The 17,071-nt window shown below is 68.1% G+C and carries 18 protein-coding genes; 5 read left to right on the top strand and 13 right to left on the bottom strand.

Going from position 1 to position 17,071, the window contains the following annotated elements; translation table 11 throughout:
- On the bottom strand, positions 1-1,269 hold the full coding sequence (gene clpX, locus VEB62_RS03095; protein ID WP_324795260.1) for an ATP-dependent Clp protease ATP-binding subunit ClpX: 1,269 nt from the start codon (positions 1,267-1,269) through the stop codon (positions 1-3).
- Between the two features lie 188 nt (positions 1,270-1,457).
- Between clpX and VEB62_RS03090 the strand changes: the two genes are divergently transcribed.
- A complete protein-coding gene (locus VEB62_RS03090) occupies positions 1,458-2,105 on the top strand; it encodes an HAD-IB family hydrolase (RefSeq protein WP_324795258.1) in 648 nt (215 codons plus the stop codon).
- Positions 2,106-2,108: 3 nt separating this feature from the next.
- Here the strand turns inward: VEB62_RS03090 and VEB62_RS03085 are convergent, their stop codons facing one another.
- The 4 genes from VEB62_RS03085 to tig form a co-directional block, all read right to left on the bottom strand.
- The gene (locus VEB62_RS03085; protein ID WP_324795256.1) at positions 2,109-2,429 is read right to left on the bottom strand and encodes a hypothetical protein; all 321 of its coding nucleotides are present in this window, start codon (positions 2,427-2,429) and stop codon (positions 2,109-2,111) included.
- 76 nt (positions 2,430-2,505) lie between these two features.
- Positions 2,506-3,153, bottom strand: a complete 648-nt coding sequence (locus VEB62_RS03080; protein ID WP_324795254.1) for an ATP-dependent Clp protease proteolytic subunit — start codon at positions 3,151-3,153, stop codon at positions 2,506-2,508.
- Between the two features lie 107 nt (positions 3,154-3,260).
- Complete coding sequence (locus VEB62_RS03075) at positions 3,261-4,208, bottom strand: hypothetical protein (protein WP_324795252.1); 948 nt, start codon at positions 4,206-4,208, stop codon at positions 3,261-3,263.
- A 147-nt stretch (positions 4,209-4,355) separates the two neighbouring features.
- Positions 4,356-5,699, bottom strand: coding sequence for a trigger factor (gene tig / locus VEB62_RS03070; protein WP_324795250.1), 1,344 nt, complete (start codon positions 5,697-5,699; stop codon positions 4,356-4,358).
- Between the two features lie 194 nt (positions 5,700-5,893).
- Here tig and VEB62_RS03065 point away from each other — a divergent pair, with 194 nt between their 5' ends.
- Positions 5,894-6,595 (top strand): MBL fold metallo-hydrolase, encoded by a 702-nt coding sequence (locus tag VEB62_RS03065; protein ID WP_324795248.1) that lies wholly within the window; start codon positions 5,894-5,896, stop codon positions 6,593-6,595.
- 10 nt (positions 6,596-6,605) lie between these two features.
- Here the strand turns inward: VEB62_RS03065 and VEB62_RS03060 are convergent, their stop codons facing one another.
- Positions 6,606-6,896: a hypothetical protein gene (locus VEB62_RS03060; RefSeq protein WP_324795246.1), complete on the bottom strand. Its 291-nt coding sequence runs from the start codon at positions 6,894-6,896 to the stop codon at positions 6,606-6,608.
- Between the two features lie 135 nt (positions 6,897-7,031).
- Here VEB62_RS03060 and VEB62_RS03055 point away from each other — a divergent pair, with 135 nt between their 5' ends.
- Together VEB62_RS03055 and VEB62_RS03050 are read left to right on the top strand one after the other, a co-directional pair.
- Complete coding sequence (locus VEB62_RS03055) at positions 7,032-7,202, top strand: hypothetical protein (RefSeq protein ID WP_324795244.1); 171 nt, start codon at positions 7,032-7,034, stop codon at positions 7,200-7,202.
- 112 nt (positions 7,203-7,314) lie between these two features.
- A complete protein-coding gene (locus VEB62_RS03050; protein ID WP_324795242.1) occupies positions 7,315-7,536 on the top strand; it encodes a con-10 family general stress protein in 222 nt (73 codons plus the stop codon).
- Between the two features lie 61 nt (positions 7,537-7,597).
- On the opposite strand, the gene egtB is transcribed toward VEB62_RS03050, so the two are convergent.
- A complete protein-coding gene (gene egtB / locus VEB62_RS03045) occupies positions 7,598-9,757 on the bottom strand; it encodes an ergothioneine biosynthesis protein EgtB (protein ID WP_324795240.1) in 2,160 nt (719 codons plus the stop codon).
- A gap of 170 nt (positions 9,758-9,927) precedes the next feature.
- On the opposite strand from egtB, the gene VEB62_RS03040 reads away from it, so the two are divergent.
- On the top strand, positions 9,928-10,488 hold the full coding sequence (locus tag VEB62_RS03040) for a sigma-70 family RNA polymerase sigma factor (protein WP_324795239.1): 561 nt from the start codon (positions 9,928-9,930) through the stop codon (positions 10,486-10,488).
- 3 nt (positions 10,489-10,491) lie between these two features.
- Here the strand turns inward: VEB62_RS03040 and VEB62_RS03035 are convergent, their stop codons facing one another.
- The 6 genes from VEB62_RS03035 to VEB62_RS03010 form a co-directional block, all read right to left on the bottom strand.
- Positions 10,492-10,647, bottom strand: coding sequence for a hypothetical protein (locus VEB62_RS03035; RefSeq protein WP_324795237.1), 156 nt, complete (start codon positions 10,645-10,647; stop codon positions 10,492-10,494).
- A gap of 74 nt (positions 10,648-10,721) precedes the next feature.
- Positions 10,722-11,735: a threonine aldolase family protein gene (locus tag VEB62_RS03030; protein WP_324795235.1), complete on the bottom strand. Its 1,014-nt coding sequence runs from the start codon at positions 11,733-11,735 to the stop codon at positions 10,722-10,724.
- A gap of 5 nt (positions 11,736-11,740) precedes the next feature.
- The gene (locus tag VEB62_RS03025) at positions 11,741-12,718 is read right to left on the bottom strand and encodes a mechanosensitive ion channel family protein (RefSeq protein ID WP_324795234.1); all 978 of its coding nucleotides are present in this window, start codon (positions 12,716-12,718) and stop codon (positions 11,741-11,743) included.
- Positions 12,719-12,771: 53 nt separating this feature from the next.
- Positions 12,772-14,466 carry a cisplatin damage response ATP-dependent DNA ligase gene (locus VEB62_RS03020; RefSeq protein WP_324795232.1) on the bottom strand — a complete coding sequence of 565 codons (1,695 nt, stop codon included), beginning with the start codon at positions 14,464-14,466 and terminating at the stop codon, positions 12,772-12,774.
- Between the two features lie 77 nt (positions 14,467-14,543).
- Positions 14,544-15,053: an RcnB family protein gene (locus tag VEB62_RS03015; RefSeq protein ID WP_324795231.1), complete on the bottom strand. Its 510-nt coding sequence runs from the start codon at positions 15,051-15,053 to the stop codon at positions 14,544-14,546.
- Between the two features lie 133 nt (positions 15,054-15,186).
- On the bottom strand, positions 15,187-17,004 hold the full coding sequence (locus VEB62_RS03010; protein WP_324795230.1) for an ATP-binding protein: 1,818 nt from the start codon (positions 17,002-17,004) through the stop codon (positions 15,187-15,189).
- Between the last annotated feature and the right edge of the window lie 67 nt (positions 17,005-17,071).

Here is a 17,071-nt window from a genome sequence, read left to right as displayed (position 1 = left end):
TCAGGCGGCCCCGTCGGCCGTCTTTTTCTTGGTTTCCGAGTAGATCAACAACGGCTGGGCCTTGCCCTCGATCACCTCGGCATTGACCACGACTTCCTCGACACCCTCGAAGGTCGGCAGTTCGAACATGGTCTCCAGCAGGATGCCTTCGAGGATCGAACGCAGGCCCCGCGCGCCCGTCTTGCGGGTGATGGCCTTCTTGGCGACGGCGATCAGCGCGTCGTCGGTGAAGGTCAGGTCGACGTTCTCCATCTCGAAGAGGCGCTTGTACTGCTTGACCAGGGCGTTCTTCGGCTCGGTCAGGATGGTGACCAGGGCTTCCTCGTCGAGGTCCTCCAGCGTCGCCAGCACGGGCAGGCGGCCGATGAACTCGGGGATCAGGCCGAAGCGCATCAGGTCGTCGGGCTCGACGCCCTTGAGGATATCGCCGGTGCGCCGCTCGTCGATCTCCTTGACCTTGGCGCCGAAGCCGATCGAGGCCCCGTCGCCGCGCGCCGCGATGACCTTCTCGAGGCCGGCGAAGGCGCCGCCGACGATGAACAGGATATTGGCGGTGTCGACCTGCAGGAACTCCTGCTGCGGATGCTTACGGCCGCCCTGCGGGGGCACGGAAGCGACGGTGCCTTCCATGATCTTCAGAAGGGCCTGCTGCACGCCCTCGCCCGACACGTCGCGGGTGATCGAGGGATTGTCCGATTTGCGCGAAATCTTGTCGATCTCGTCGATGTAGACGATGCCGCGCTGGGCCCGCTCGACGTTGTAGTCCGAGGCCTGCAGCAGCTTGAGGATGATGTTTTCGACGTCCTCGCCCACGTAACCGGCTTCGGTCAGCGTCGTGGCGTCAGCCATGGTGAAGGGCACGTCGATGATGCGCGCCAGCGTCTGGGCCAGCAGCGTCTTGCCCGAGCCGGTCGGCCCGATCAGCATGATGTTCGACTTGGCCAGCTCGACGTCGTTGTTCTTCGTCGCGTGGTTCAGACGCTTGTAGTGATTGTGCACCGCGACCGAGAGCACCTTCTTGGCGTGGCTCTGTCCGATCACATAGTCGTCGAGGACCTCCCGGATCTCCTTCGGCGACGGCACGCCGTCCTTGGCCTTGGAGAACGAGATTTTGTGCTCTTCACGGATGATATCCATGCAGAGCTCGACGCATTCATCGCAAATGAACACGGTCGGCCCGGCGATGAGCTTGCGCACCTCGTGCTGGCTCTTCCCGCAGAAAGAGCAGTACAGCGTGCTTTTGGCGTCTGTGCCGGCGGCTTTGGTCATCGACCCTTCTCACTCCCGCGATGGCCCCGATATGAGACCAAACGCGCTTCCCTCACGTTGATTCCCGGACAATGGGCGCAAAGGTCTTCAAAAAATGACAATCACCCATCACAGCGCCCGCCACAACCCCGCGAAAGCGGAGCAGCAGGCGGAAGCGGACGGTTCACTGTTGATGGCGATCACGGCGAATGTCTGACATGGGAAGCGACGCTCCGTTTCGCCAGCCGCTCCGCAAGGATCAGGCCATCGTCGCCTTCGATTTCGACGGCACCCTGACGATCCGCGACAGTTTCACTGAATTCCTGCGCTGGCGGGCCGGCCCCGGCGGCTGGGCGCTCGGCCTGGTGAAAATGGCGCCCGCGGTGGCGGCCTACGCCCGCGACCGTGACCGGGGGCGGATCAAGGCGGCGTCGGTGCGCGAATTCCTCAAGGGTGTGGATCGCGCGACACTGGAAGCCGACGCCGAACGTTTCGCTGACCGGATTTGGCACAGGTTCATGCGTCCGGACGCCCTGGCCTGCTGGACCGCCTGGGGCGACAAGGGCGCCTGTCGCGTCATCGTCACCGCCAGCCCCGAAACCACGGTCGCGCCGTTCGCCCGCCGGCTAGGCGCGGAGGCCCTCCTCGGCACGCCGCTGGTGTTTGACGTCGACGACCGGGTCACCGGCGCCTTCGCCAGCCCCAACTGCCGCGGCGAGGAGAAGGTCCGGCGGCTACGGTCGGTTTATGGCGAGGGTGTCCGGCTGGCGGCCGCCTATGGCGACACCTCCGGCGACACGGAGATGCTTCAGATCGCCGACGAAAAGGGCTTCCGGGTCTTCACCGGCCGGCCCTGAGGGTCACCGGCCGTCGGCGTCCACGTCGAAGACGACGGCCTTGCCGCGCGAGGTCGGGTTCCAGCCCGCCTCGATCGCCGACGCCACTGCGTTGCGCACGGCCTCGACGTTGATGCGCTGCTTCTCCTGGTCGGGACGCCCGTTGGGGCGCATCGGCATGGGGAACTGGACGACGGCCTCGCGCTTGAAATCCTTCAGGCGCAGGCTGATCGCCATACCGTCCCATTTGCCGCCGGCCTTGGGCTGGGGCTGGCGGCGGATTTCCCACTCATAGGTCTCGCCGTCGACCTCGACGGTCCCGCTGGTCTCTCGCGTGTGCTGCATGGCGGCGCGATAGCACAAAACAAAAGGGCGCGCCGGTCCGGCGCGCCCTTTTCCTCTTGTCGTCTGATGACGCCGATCAGGAGCCGGGCGTCTTGACGCCGTCCTCGTCGGCCTGCTCGCGCTTGTCGTAAACGTGATCGACGATGCCCCAGGCCCTGGACTCCTCGGCGCTCATGAAGTGGTCGCGGTCGAGGGTGCTCTCGACCTCCTCATAGGTCCGGCCGGTGTGGTGGACGTAGATCTCGTTCAGCCGCCGCTTGGTGTAGCGAATGTCCTCGGCGTGACGCTCGATGTCCGACGCCTGGCCGCGGAAGCCGCCCGAGGGCTGGTGCACCATGATGCGGGCGTTCGGCAGGGCCACCCGCGCGCCGGCGGCGCCGGCGGCGAGGATCAGCGAACCGGCCGAGGCGGCCATGCCCATGCACACCGTCGAAACGGGCGAGCGGATGTATTGCATGGTGTCGTAGATCGCCAGCGCCGAGGTCACCTGACCGCCGGGGCTGTTGATATACATGCTGATCTCCTTCTTCGGGTTCTCCGATTCCAGGAACAGCAGCTGGGCGCAGATCAGCGACGCCATGCCGTCCTCGAAAGGTCCGGTCAGGAAGATGATCCGCTCGCGCAGCAGGCGCGAGAAAATATCGAAGGCCCGCTCGCCCCGGCTGGACTGCTCCACCACCATGGGGACGAGGTTCATGTTCATCAGTTCGATCGGATCGCGCATTCAGGCCTTCTCGGGATGCCCCGTTGACGGAGGGTGGCGGCGACTCACCGGTCGCGCGCGTGTTGAGCAGGATATCGCGTCGCCGGGCCGATGACGCAAGGCCGCCGTCACGGCGTCGGAGTCGCTTCTGTCTCCGGCGCGGACCGGTCGGTCCGGGCGTCGACCATGCCGCGGACGATCTCCCGCGCCTGCTGGGTGGCGCGCGCCCGGTCGCGCGAGGCTCCGTACAGCGAGCTCAGATAGTCCCGGTCCCAGTCGGTCAAACCGGCCGGCGGCTCGGCGGCGCTGAACAGATTGAGGATGCTCGGCCAGGCCGAGGTGTCCGCCGACGGCTCGATCTGAGCCAGCGCCACAAGGGCCACATAGTCGCTGAGCGCTCCGTACGAGATCCGGCCGATCCGGGGCGTGTCGAGAATGATGACCACGCGCACCAGATCGTCACGGACATTGGCGCGCAGGCGCGACGCGTCGCGAACCCGCACCGTCGGCGCCTCCTCGCCGGTCAGGCGGATCGCCACATCGCCGGTATCGACGCTGACCGGAAGGCTGACGTGCCACCAGCGCACCGGGGCGTCGGTAGTCTGGAACAGGTCGAGCGCGCGGCTCCCCAGATCGGTCTGGTTCACCGACGGACGGAATCCGTCCGGATCGTCCTTCACCAGGGCGGCGGCGAGATCGTCCGCATCGGCCGCCGCGGCGATCATGATGTTCGGCCTGCAGCCCGGCTCGCCGATATCCAGCCCCAGTTCGACGGCGACCGTCGCCACGCGGTCGATCATGAACTGGGCGTACTGGCCGCTCATGTTGGCGGCCCCCACGCAGATCGCGCGATCCCAGCGGCCCAGACCGCGGCCGCGCGGAGCCGCGCCGACCTCTTCGACGAACGCCGTGGCGCGATCTTCCACCGGACGCTCGCCCGTCACCACCAGCGTGCCGAGATCGGTGTCCGGATCCCCGACCTGCTGGCCGGGGTCCTGCGTCGGGAGCGGAGGCGTGGTTGCGTCCTGGGGAAAGGCCACGGCTGCCGCGGCCATCAACGAAGCGATCAGGGTCACCGGGCCGCTCTCTCCTGCCGGGACAATCCAGCACGTCCGTCTCGCATGGCCGGAAAAGTTGAGCAAGCGCACCAACACCCGGTAGACGCGCAGTCCGGCAAGACGGTCGACCCGCCCCGTCAGACGGGCCGGGCGCCGGTGACGGTCCTAGAGGTCGTCGTCTTCCTTGAGCAGGTCTTCCTTGGTGATCTTGCTGTCGGTCACCTTGGCCTGGTCGAAGATCAGGTCGCAGACCTTCTCCTCGTAGATCGGGGCGCGCATCTGGGCGGCGGCGTTGGGGTTCTGGCGATAGAAGTCCAGCACCTGACGCTCCTGGCCCGGATAGTTGCGGGCCTCGTTCATGATGGCGTTGTTCAGCTCCTGGTCGGAGACCTGGACGTTGTTGGCCCGGCCGATCTCGGCCAGCACCAGACCCAGACGCACACGGCGCTCGGCGATCTTGCGGTACTCGTCCTTGAGCTTCTTCTCGGACTTCTTGACGTCCTCTTCCGGCAGGCGGCCGGCTTCCTTGTCGGCCTGGACCTGCGACCAGATGCCGTCGAACTCGGCGTCGACCATCTTGGGCGGCAGCGGGAAGTCGTGAGCCTTGTCCAGCTCGTCGAGCAGGGCGCGCTTCAACTTGAAGCGGGCCGCGCCCTTGTACTGCTGGTTCAGGTTGTCGCGGAGCAGCTCCTTGAGCTTGTCCAGCGACTCCAGGCCGATGCGCTTGGCGAAATCCTCATCGACCTTGGCCGGAGCCTCGGCCTTGATGGCCTTGACCTTGACGTCGAAGGTCACGGCCTTGCCGGCCAGATGCTTGGCCTGGTAGTCCTCGGGGAAGGTCACGTTGAGGACCTTCTCCTCGCCGACCTTGGCGCCCTTGAGCTGCTCCTCGAAGCCCGGGATGAAACGGTTCGAACCGATGACCAGCTGGGTGTCCTCGGCCGCGCCGCCTTCGAACGGCTCGCCGTCCAGCTTGCCGAGGAAGTCGATGGTGACCTCGTCGCCCTCGGCCGCCTTGACGGTCTTGCCCTTCTTTTCCTCATAGGACTTGGCCTGGCCGGCCAGCTCGTTCAGCGCCTCGTCGAGGTCGGCGTCGGTGGCCTCGTAGGTCGGGCGCTTCAACTTCAGGGTCTTGATGTCGACCGGGGTGAAGTCCGGCATCACTTCCAGCGACATCTCGTAGGCGAGGTCCGCGCCGCCGGTCAGGACCTTGTCCATGTCCGAGATCAGCTTCATCTCGGCCGGGGCGGCGGGCCGCACCTTGGCCTCGTCCAGCGCCTTTTGGCTCGACTCGTTCAGGGCGTTGTTGACGATCTCGCCCATCATGTCGCGGCCGAAGGTCTTCTTGACGTGCGACATCGGGACCTTGCCGGGGCGGAAGCCTTTCAGCTTCATCTGCGGCGCGACTTCCTTGAGCTTCGCGTCCAGCTTCTGGTTCAGCTCAGCGGCCGGAATGGTCACCGCGATCACGCGGCTGAGGCCTTCGTTGGACTTTTCGACGACTTGCATGGTCGGGATTCTGACGCTCTGGGGCGGCGCCCTGGGGGCAGGCGCGGCGCGGTGTGGGTAAAGCAATAAGGGCCGCCCTTTCGAGGCGGCGCCTTTGAAGCCCGCCCTTATGTCGATGACAGCCTCAAAGGTCAACGTGAGACGCGGGCGAGGCGGCGGTTTCGGCGGAGCCCGCGGGCCGCTATCAAGGCGTCATGGACCAGTCCCCTCCCCCGATCGGCGTCGCCGTCTTCCCCGTCACCCCGCTGCAGCAGAACTGCACCCTCGTCTGGTGCCGCAAGACGCTGAAGGCCGCGATCATCGATCCGGGCGCCTCGGTCGACGCCCTGCTGGGCGCGGTGGCGAAGCAGGGGTTGACGCTGGACGCCATCTGGATCACCCACGGCCACCTCGATCACGCCGGCGGCGCGGCCGAGATGCAGGAGAAGACCGGCCTCGACATCATCGGTCCGCACCCTGACGACCAGTTCTGGATCGACGGCATCCCGCAGCAGGGCCAGCTGTACGGCCTGCCCGGCGTGCGCAGCTTCACCCCGACCCGCTGGCTGGCCAACGGCGACGTGCTCACGCTCGGTGAGACGACGTGGGAGGTCTATCACTGTCCCGGCCACACGCCCGGCCATGTGATCTTCTTCAACCGCGAGGCCCGGTTCGCCCAGGTCGGCGACGTGCTGTTCCAGGGTTCGATCGGGCGGACGGATTTCCCGCGCAGTGACCACGGCGCCCTGCTGAACGCCATCGTGACCCGGCTCTGGCCGCTGGGCGACGACGTGACCTTCGTGCCGGGCCATGGCCCCAGCTCGACCTTCGGGGCCGAGCGGCGCGCCAACCCCTTCGTGTCGGATCAGGCCATGCGCCGGGCGCCGATCGCCCGTCCCGCCACCGGGCCGTCCTGACGGGCCGGCCCTATCGCGCCATCAACAGGCCGATGACCAGGCCCAGACCAAGAGCGTACAGCGTCGCCTTGATCGGTTCGTCCTCGACGGCGCGGCGCAGCCGCTCGGCGCGGGTGCGCCCCCAGTCGCGCGCGGCGAGGGCGTCCTCGCGCACCGCCTCGTGGATCGGTTGGGGGCCGAAGGCCCGGGCCTCGCCATCGACGAGGATGGCGTCCGCGTCCTGGTCCAGGCGGGCGGACTCGACGTCAGGCTCGTCGTCGATGTCCTCGGGCGAGGTCGGGCCGGTGTAGGTCTCGGTCATGGCAGGCTCCTGGAGGGTGGGGTTCGGCTGTTCAATCCGTCCGCGCCGCCCGGGTTCCGGTCCCCGCGATTGTCGGTGGGATCGTGATTGAACGGCCGGTTCACCGCCGCGTTCAGACCGTGGAAGGAGGCCGCCATGACCTATATCGAGCCCACCCCGCCGGGCACGCCCCAGCCCGACATACCCCAACCGGACACCCCCCAGCCCGACATAGATCCGGGCTCCACACCGGACGAAGTGCCGCCGCTCGAACCCGGCGGCGGCGGCGAAGGCGACTCCCGGCCCTATGGAGAGGACGACGATTGAGGGCGTGAAACCCTCTGATTCGCTCGCGTTTCTGTGAGGTCCGAACCGGAACCGGACGGCGGCGCGAGGGTTCAGTCACCAACCTCGACCGTCGGCGTGAAAGGACACAGCAATGGCTTTAGGTCAGCCCACCCGAGCCTCTGGCGTTTCCAAGCGGGGCTTCGCCTCGATGGATCCCGAGCGACAGCGGGAGATCGCGCGCAAGGGCGGCGCCAGCGTACCCAGCGAAAAGCGCAGCTTCTCCCAGGACCGCAGCCTGGCCGCGCAAGCGGGGCGTAAAGGCGGCGAGGCCTCGCATGGATCGCGCGGCAAGGAAGCCCGCGGCGCCGAATAGACATCGCGATCTCTTCAAGGGATCAAAGGGCGGCGCCGGTCGGACGCCGCCCTTTTGCGTTTCACGCTTCCAGCAGCGCCAGGGCCACAGACGGTTCGGGCCCGGCTTCGAACGCCGCGACCGTCCAGCCGGACGCCGCCGCGAGATCGCGGACCGTGGCCTCCGTGAATTTGCGCGAGTTCTCGGTGTGGATGGTCTCGCCTTTTCGAAAGGCGATGGCGCGGCCGTCGATCTCGACCTCCATGTCCCGCGCCGCCTCCAGATGCATCTCCATGCGCGACTCGCCGGCGTTCCAGACCGCGCGGTGAACGAAGCTGTCGATGTCGAACCCGGCCTTCAGTTCGCGATTGGCGCGGACCAGAAGGTTTCGGTTGAAGGCCGCCGTCACGCCGGCGGCGTCGTCATAGGCGGCGGTCAGGATATCCGGCGACTTCACCAGATCGACGCCGAGGATGAACAGCGCGCCTTCCCCCAGCTGGCGCCGGGCCGCGTTCAGGAAGGCTTCCGCCTCGGCCGGTTCCAGGTTGCCGATCGTCGAACCGGGGAAGAAGCCGACCCGCCGTCCCTGCCCGATCCCCTCGGGCAGCGCCGCCAGATGCAGGAAATCGCCGACCAGCGGCGCGACCTTGAGGCCCGGATAGCTCTCGGCGATGCGCCGCGCCGCGACGTTCAGCGCGTCGGCGCTGATGTCGATCGGAACGTAGGCCGCCAGATCGGGCGCCGCGTCCAGAACGATCCGGGTCTTCTCGCTGGCGCCCGATCCGAATTCGACCAGCGCCGCATCCGCCCCGAACCGGGCCGCCCACGCCGGGGCGACCTCGCGCAACAACGCCGCCTCCTGCCGGGTCGGATAGTATTCCGGGACCCGGGTGATCTCCTCGAACAGCCGTGATCCCTCGGCGTCATAGAACCATTTGGGCGAAGCGGTCTTGGGTGAGCGCGTCAGGCCGGCGAGCAGGTCGCGGCGAAACCGGGCGGTCTCGCCCTCCCTGCTCGCGCGCGCCGGGGCGGCGGGGAGGTCCTCGGCCAGTCTCAGTCCCATGAACGCCCACCTCTGGTGCGGGTAGAAGAAGTTCCGGTAGCTGGCCCGTCCATGCCCTTCCGGCGTTGCCCAGGATGACCCGCGCAGCACCATCTGATTGGCCATGAACTTGCCGTTGTACTCAGACGCGGTCCCTTCGGTCGGCCTGAACCCCCGATATGGGGCGTAACTGCTCGACGTCCACTGCCAGACCTCGCCAAAAGCGTTGGAGAACATTTCGGGGCGGCAGCGAACCGCGTGCTCCCACTCCGCCTCCGTCGGCAGGCGGCGGCCCGCCCAGCGGGCGTAGGCCTCCGCCTCATAGAAGCTGACATGCCGCACCGGCCCATCGGGATCGACCGCCCGTCGCCCGGCCAGCGTCATCGTGGTCCAGCCCCCGTCGCCGCGGCGCCAGTACAGCGGGGCCGACCAGTCGCCCGCCCTCACGGCCGCCCAGCCGTCGGACAGCCACAGCTCCGGCCGGTCGTAGCCGCCGTCCTCGATGAAGGCGATCCAGTCGGCGTTGCGGACCAGGTCGTGGTCGAGGCCGTAGGGCTCGAGCCATTGTCGATGTGCCGGACCCTCGTTGTCGAAGGCGAAGCCGCCGCCCTCGTGCCCGATACGGACCAGACCGCCCTCGAACCGGGTCATGCCGCCCCGGGGCCGTTGCACCGGCAGGATCCGCGGCTCCTCGTCATAGGCGGCCGGATCCAGCGGCGATCGGGACATCAGGTTCAGCAGGTCCATCAGGAACAGCTCCTGATGCTGCTGGTCGTGATGCAGGCCGAGAGTGAACAGATAGGCCTGCCGCGCATCGGGCGCGCCCCGTTCCAGCCAGGCCTCCATGCGGCGGTCGACCTCGCGCCGGTAGGCCAGCACCTCGTCCAGCGACGGACGCGTCATCAGCCCGCGCTCGCGCCGCTCCACCCGATCGCCCAAGGCCTCGTAATAGCTGTTGAACAGGGTCTGGAAACGCGGATCGACCGGCTGGTAGCCCGGCTCCTCTCCCAGGATCATGGCCTCGAAGAACCAGCTGGCGTGCGCCAGGTGCCACTTGCCGGGACTGCAATCAGGCATCGACTGGGCGGCCAGGTCCTCGGCGCTCAACCCCCAGGCCAGCGCGGGCATGGCGGAGCGGACGCGCCGGAATTCCTCGAGCATCGCGCCCGTGGCCGCCGGGGCTTTGATGGATGCGCTCATGCGTGGCCCCCTGCTTGATCGGCTCCCGCGGTTCAGGTCAACGGGCCATGATCCCCTTTTGTTCCACGCCGACGCAGGCATGTCCAGCGGAACGGTCCCGTCGAGCAGGCGTTGAGATCGCACGTCCCTGATTTACGGGGACATTCCGTCCTATCGAGAGCTTTGTCAGCATGTCGCTGCCCAGCGCGCCATTCGAGGGTCATGACTCCGGCCCTGACGCCCCCGGCGGCATCGTCGATCGCGCCACCTGGCGCGAGGCTGTCACGGCCCGGATTCCGTCCTTGCGCGCCTTCGCCTGGTCCCTGTCGCGCAACGGAGCTGATGCGGACGATCTGGTGCAGGAGACGCTGACCAAGGCCTGGACCTACCGCGACCGGTTCGAGCCGGGCACCAATCTCAGGGCCTGGCTTTTCACCATCCTGCGGAACTCCTGGTACTCGTCGGTGGCCAAGCGCAGCCGCGAGGTCGCGGACGAGGACGGCCACCACGCCGCCCGGCTGACGGCGGAAGGCAGCCAGGAGTGGACGGTGGAGCTCAGCGCGCTGAAGGTGGCCCTCGACGAACTGCCGCCCGAACACCGCGAGGCCATCGTCATGGTCGGCGCCGCCGGCCTGTCCTACGAGGAGGCGGCCGAGATCGCCGGCTGCGCGCTCGGCACGATCAAGAGCCGCGTCAACCGCGCCCGCAATCGCCTGGCCGAGGCCATGGACATGCCGCGCGGCGACGTCTGAGGTTCAGGACGGTTCGCGGGGTTCCGCCGGGCCATCGATCAGCTGGTCGATATGGTCAGTGATCGCGTCGGGAACCGGCTGATTCTCGATCGCCTCGAACGCAGTCCGCAGAGCGCGGTCGAGCGGCGGCATGTCCGGATCTTTCGACTTCTTCGGCATGCGCCGTTCCACTCATCGGCGGCGCACCGAAGGCTGAGCCAGGGTAATGTCGGATTTCCGACACAACGCAGGTATCAGAGGCCGCCAATGGCGTCCAGCAGCTCATCGACGGCCTCGACGGTGGTGGCCCATGAGCAGACGAAGCGGATCGAGCCGTCATCAAACCGGTAGCAGGCCCAGCCCAGCTCGTTGAGCCGCCTGTGGGCGGCGGCCGGCATGCGCACGAACACCGCATTGGCCTCGACGGGATGGGCCAGGGCGAAGCTCGAGCGGGCCAGAACGCCGTCGGCGAGTCGCTGGGCCATCAGATTGGCGTGGGCGGCCCCGTCCTCCCAGGCGTTGCTCTCCAGCAGACCGAGGAAGGGCGCGGCCAGGTAGCGGGCCTTCGAAGCGGTCTGGCCGGCCTGCTTCAGGCGATTGTCGATGCGCCGGGCCAGCGACCGGTCGAACATCACGATCGCCTCGGTGCAATTGGCTCCCGCCTTGGCCCCGCCGAACACCAGCACATCCACCCCCAGCCGGGCGATCCGGGTCAGGTCGAAGCCCGCCGCCGCCGCATTGGCCAGCCGCGCCCCGTCCAGATGCACCCCGCAGCCTTTCAGCTTCACCGGCTCGATCAGGTGGCGCAGCTCCTCCTCGGTATAGACCGCGCCGTACTCGGTGGACTGGGTCAGGCTCAGCGCCGCCGGGGGCTGGCGATGGCCGACCTCCGGCTCGTCCAGCGCGGCGTGCAGGGCCGCCGGATCGATCTTGCCGGAAAAGCCCGGCAGGCCGATCAGCCCCACGCCCGAGCCGAAGAAGCCCGGCGCGCCCGTCTCGTCGGTGCACACGTGCGCGGCTTGATGGGCCAGCACCGCCTCGTGCGGCCACGCCAGCATCGACAGGGCGATGGCGTTGGCCGCTGTGCCGGAAAAGACGAAGCGGATCTCGGCGTCCGCGTCCAGCCGGCGGCGGATCTGGTCGGCGGCCCGGGCGGTGACGTCATCGGCGCCGTAGGCCCGGGCGTAGCCTTCGTTGGCCTCTACAAGGGCCTGCAGCGCGGCCGGGGCCATGCCGGCGGTGTTATCCGAACCGAAATCGTAGCGCATGGAGATCAGGCCTTTCGGCCCAGCCGGCGTCGGCGCGGAGCCGGCGCGGGCGGCTGGGGTTCGGGTTCGGGTTTCTGCGTCCGGACCGGGTCGGACCCCGGCGCCGGCGGTTCATAGGGGACGGCGACCTGATGCGGGAAGGGTATTTCAATGCCGGCGGCGTCCAGTCCCTCCTTCACTCCCTCGACCAGGTCTGCCTTCACCTGCCACCAGTCGTCGACCTCCACCCAGGCCTGCAGGGTCACCTCGACTCCGCTGTCGAGCAGATTGGTCACCCCGGCCCAGGGCTCCGGATCCGGCAGGACCTTATCGTGCGCCTCGGCCACGCCGGCGAGCACCGCCCGGGCCTGCTTCAAATTGGCGGAGTAGCCGACGTTGAACAGCAGCTCGATGCGCCGGGTCTTCTGGCCGGTCAGGTTGACGATCACCTCGCCCAGGACCTTCGCGTTCGGCACGACGATCTTGTGGTTGTTGGCGTTCGACAGCTGGGTGGTGAACAGGTCCAGCCGCTGCACGGAACCCGAGGCCCCGCCGACCTCGATCACGTCCCCGACCTTGTAGGGGCGCAGCACCAGCAGCAGGACGCCGGCCGCGACGTTCGAGAGCGTCCCCTGCAGAGCCAGGCCGACCGCCAGCGAGGCCGCGCCCAGCACCGCGATGATCGAGGTGGTCTGGACGCCCAGCCGCTGCAGCACGGCGATGAAGCCGATGATGTAGACCACCACCCGCACCACCTGCACGACGAAGCTGACCACCGTCTGGTCGTGTCGAAAGCCGCGCACCCGCGACAGCGCCCGGCGGGTTATGCGCGAGGCCCATTTGGCGCCGATGACCGTCGCAACGAGGATGATCAGCGCGATCGACAGGTTGATCGCGAAATCGCCCGCCATGTCGGTCAGCTTGGCCAGCACGGCGGCGTCCAGGGTCATCGCCTGCTGGCCCGCGGCCACGGCGTCGTTCAGCGAGGTCGGAAGCGAAACCATGGGCCGGGTCTAACGTCCTCGCCCCGATTTGGAAGCCCGCGAAGCCGGATTCTTCACGACCGCGCGGCGCCGACCCTTCCACCGCCGCTTTCCAGCGCGTCCAGCAGGTCCATCACATCGTCAAGCGTATTGGCCTCGCGCGCGGGCTTGTCCCAGCGGATTCGGCTGATGCGCGGAAACCGCATGGCCACGCCCGACTTGTGCCGCGTCGACCGGTTCAGCCCCTCGAAGGCGATTTCCAGCACCAGGCCGAAGTCGCGCCCGGCCCGCACCGAGCGCACCGGCCCGAAGCGCTCCACCGTGTGGTCGCGCACGAACTTGTCGAGCTGTTTCAACTCCTCGTCGGTGAAGCCGAAATAGGCCTTGCCGACGGGGGTCAGCGCCCCCTCGTCCGTCCAGACGCCGAAGGTGTAGTCCGAGTAGAAACTGGAACGTTTGCCGTGCCCGCGCTGGGCGTACATCAGCACGGCGTCGATGACGTGGGGATCGCGCTTCCACTTGAACCACGGTCCCTTGGGACGGCCGGCGACATAGGGGCTGTCCCAACGCTTCAGCATCAGCCCCTCGGCCGCCGCCCCGACCGGCGGATCGGCGCGCAGCACGGCCAGCTCGTCCCAGGTCGCATAGGGCACGATCGGCGACAGGTGCAGCCGGTCCCCGCCGCCGCCGGCGACCAGCGCTTCCAGCCGCGCCCGCCGGTCCCGCAGCGGCAGTGGCCGCAGATCCTCGCCGTTCCCGGCCAACAGATCATAGGCGACGATGGCCGCCGGAAAGGCCGCCGTCATCTTCGCATCGACCGTCTTGCGGTTCAGCCGCTGCTGCAGGTCGCCGAACGGCGCCACCCCGCCATCACGCCAGACGACCAGTTCCCCGTCCACCGCCCCCTCGAACGCCAGCCCCGCCATGACGTCGCTGAAGGCGCCGGATATCTCGTCGCCCGTGCGCGAATACAGCCGCGCCGTCCCGCCCTCGCGCACCGCCTGCACCCGGATGCCGTCCCATTTCCATTCGGCCGCATAGTCGGCAGGGTCCAGCCGCGCGAAATCCACCGCCTCGTCGATGGCCACGGCCAGCATCACCGGCCTGAACCGTCCTGGCGCGTTCGCGTCCGGCCGCGCGCCATGGCCCTCCAGCCAGGCGAACAGATCGGCGTAGGGCGGCGACAGGGCGTGCCAGACCTCCTCGATCTCCGGGACGTCGACGGGATCGAGCGCGACGGCCGCCTCCCGGCCGTCCGGATCGGGCGGTTCGCGGATCGCCTGCGGCCGCACCATGGCGGCGGCGGTCTTGGCCAGCCGGGCGGACAGGCCGACCCGCAGGCCGCCGGTCATCAGCTTCAGCAACGCCCAGCGTCCCTTGGGCTCCAGCGCGTCGAGCCAGCCTTCCAGCAGACCGGCGAGGTCTCCGCGGCCGGCTGTCCGCAGCGCCTCGACGACCTCCCCCAGTTCCGGCTCCCGGTTGGGGCGATACTCCGGATCGCGGGGCCAGATCAGCGCGACCGTCTCGGCCAGATCGCCGACGTAGTCATAGGACCAGCCGAACAACACCGGATCGATCCGCGCCTCGACGGCCTTGCGGATCATCGCGGGTTTGGCGGCGTCGAAGGTCAGATCGCCGGTCAGCGAGGCCAGGGCCCAGCCCCGGTCCGGATCCGGCGTGCTCCTCAGATAATCCCTGAGCAGCACCAGCTTCGCATTGCGCGAGGCCGTCAGCGACAGGCGGTCAAGCAGTTCGGCGAAGGCGCGCATCTGGCCTTCAAACGCGAAAACGCCCCGGAAGTCTCCCTCCGGGGCGAAGTCTCGTAGCGCGAAGCGCGTCAGGCCGCCTAGTTGAACAGCCCGGCGATGACGGCGACGACCAGACCGGTCGCGATCGAGGTCATGACGACGTCGTCGCCGCTGCGCACATACTGATGGCCGTAGTCCGGCTGGCGCAGGCCGTAGCGGTTGTAATCGTTCACCACATACTGGTTCGAGCGGTAGTAGGACGGCATCCGCTGACCATACGCCCATTCACGCACCGCATAGCCGCGCGGGGCGTAGTAACGGCCGGCGTTGTAGCGACGTTGCGACTGCTGCCAGCGGGCGTAGGCGCGGCGTTCCTGACGGGCCTCGCGCCGGTCGTCACGGTTGTCCTGGCGCCATTCGCGACGGTCGTTGCGGTCATCGCGACGTTCCGCGCGGCGGTCGTCACGGCGATCATCGCGACGGTCGTCGTCGCGGCGATCATGGCGCTGTTCGTAATGGCCGCGCGATTGCGCCTCGGCCGCGGAGGCCACGCCCAGAGAGGTCACGGCGAGCGTGGCGGCGAGGGCGGCGGTGAGAAACCTGTTCATGGAGCGTCTCCAGATGCGGCCGAAAGATTTCGACTTGCCCGCACTCTGGCTTCGGCCCGTTGAGCCGGGTCTGAACGGCCGTGCTCACCCGCCGTTCACTCCACCGTCGCCTTTCGAACGCTATTGGCCGCCCTCAGGCGGCCTCGGCTTCGTCCTCAGCCTCGACCAGCGAGCGTAGGCCTGACCGGCCGCCGCCGACCCGGTTCATCACCATGGCGAGGGCGGCGAAATCGATCGGCTTGTTCAGATAGGCGTCGGCCCCGGCCTCGAGCCCGGCCTCATGGTCCTCGGTCCGCGCCGAGGCGGACAGGACGACGATCGGGGTCTCCGCGTTGACGCCGCCGCCGGCGCGGATGCCGCGCGTGGCGGTCAGGCCGTCCATGACCGGCATGTTCACGTCCATGATGATCAGGTCGAACCGCTGGTCGGCCGCCATCTCCTGAGCGATCAGCCCGTTCTCCGCCGTCGATGACGCATGGCCGGCGGAGTTCATCCAGGCTTCCAGGATCATCCGGTTCACCGGATGGTCCTCGACCACCAGCACCTTCAGCGAGCGGCCGTCCTCGATCTCGGCGGCGATCGGCGCGGCGGCCGCCTCGCGCGTCCACTCCACCACCTCGGCCTCGACGCTGAAGGTGAAGATCGAGCCTTCGCCGACCGTGGACACCACCGAGATGTCGCCGCCCATGATGTTGGCCATGCGCCGCGAGATGGTCAGCCCCAGGCCGGTGCCGCCGAAGCGGCGCGTCGAGGAGGCGTCGACCTGGGTGAACGGCTGGAACAGCCGCGCCAGATCCTCGGGCGAGATGCCGGCCCCGGAATCCTTGACGGAGAAATCGAAGCGGACCCGGTCGTCTGCGATCCGCTCGGACCGGACCGTATAGGCCACCTCCCCGGCGTCGGTGAATTTGACGGCGTTCGACAGCAGGTTGTGAATCACCTGACAGACACGAAGCGGATCTCCGCGGACCACGGCGGGCGCGTCGCCCTCGAACTGGGTGGAGAAGGACAGGCCCTTGGCCTCAGCCTGGGCCTGGAATGGTCCGGTGACGCGCTTGTGCAGATCGTCGATCGAGACGTCGACCATCTCGAAGGTCATCTTGCCGGCCTCGATCTTGGTCATGTCGAGGATGTCGTTGAGCAGGCTCAGCAGATTGTCGCCCGAATTGCGGATGATCGACAGATATTCCCGCTGGGCCGGCTCCAGCCGGGTCGCGCTCAGCAGCTGGGCCGCGCCGAGGACGCCGTTCATGGGCGTCCTCAGTTCATGCGAGATGACGCCAAGGAAGCTGGACTTGGCCTCGCTGGCCGCATTGGCGCGGTCGCGGGCGGACTCCAGCTCCTCGATCAGATGGGCCTGATGCTCCTGGAAGGCCCGGATCCGTTCCTCGCGCAGCATGGTCATGAGGACCAGCACCACGAGGCCCGCGGCCGTGAACGGCACCACGCCCATGAAGGCCCAGAACAGGTCCGTGCCCCATAGCGATCCGGCGACGATCGCCGCGGCGACCGTGTAGGGCGACGAAATCACCACCGCCTGTTTGGGCGAGCTGCGCAGCTGGGCGAACACCAGCACATAGCCCGAGACCAGCAGGGTCATGGCCAGCGGCTGGCCGAAGGGATGGCCCGAGAACCACGCCATCAGCGGCGCGGTGGCCCAGGCGGCGGTGGTGGCGGTGGCGACGGCGGGGAAGATCAGGCCCCAGCCCGCGCCGACCCGCTGGCTGATCCGCTTTTCGACCGAGCCGCGCAGGGCGCCGGCGGCGATCGTGCCGAAGAACCACAGCGTGGCGGCGAAGGGGCCGACAACCGCAAGCAGGCCCACGGCCCAGCTGGTGATGATCAGGTAGCGCAGATAGTGGGTCTGCAGGATTGCGCGCAGGGCCTGGGCCGCTTCGCCGGAACCCGGTTCGCCGTTCGCCGGCTTGCTGATCCCGTCGGATTCGACCATTGCGCGCCCCAGCTTCCAAACATTCCGGAGGGAACGCTATGGGCAAGTCTCTAAGACGAGGTGAACG

The organism is Brevundimonas sp., assembly GCF_035626975.1.
Classification (GTDB): Bacteria; Pseudomonadota; Alphaproteobacteria; order Caulobacterales; family Caulobacteraceae; genus Brevundimonas.
Note: the sequence above shows the minus strand (reverse complement) of the source record. Positions and strands in the feature narration are given on the sequence as shown.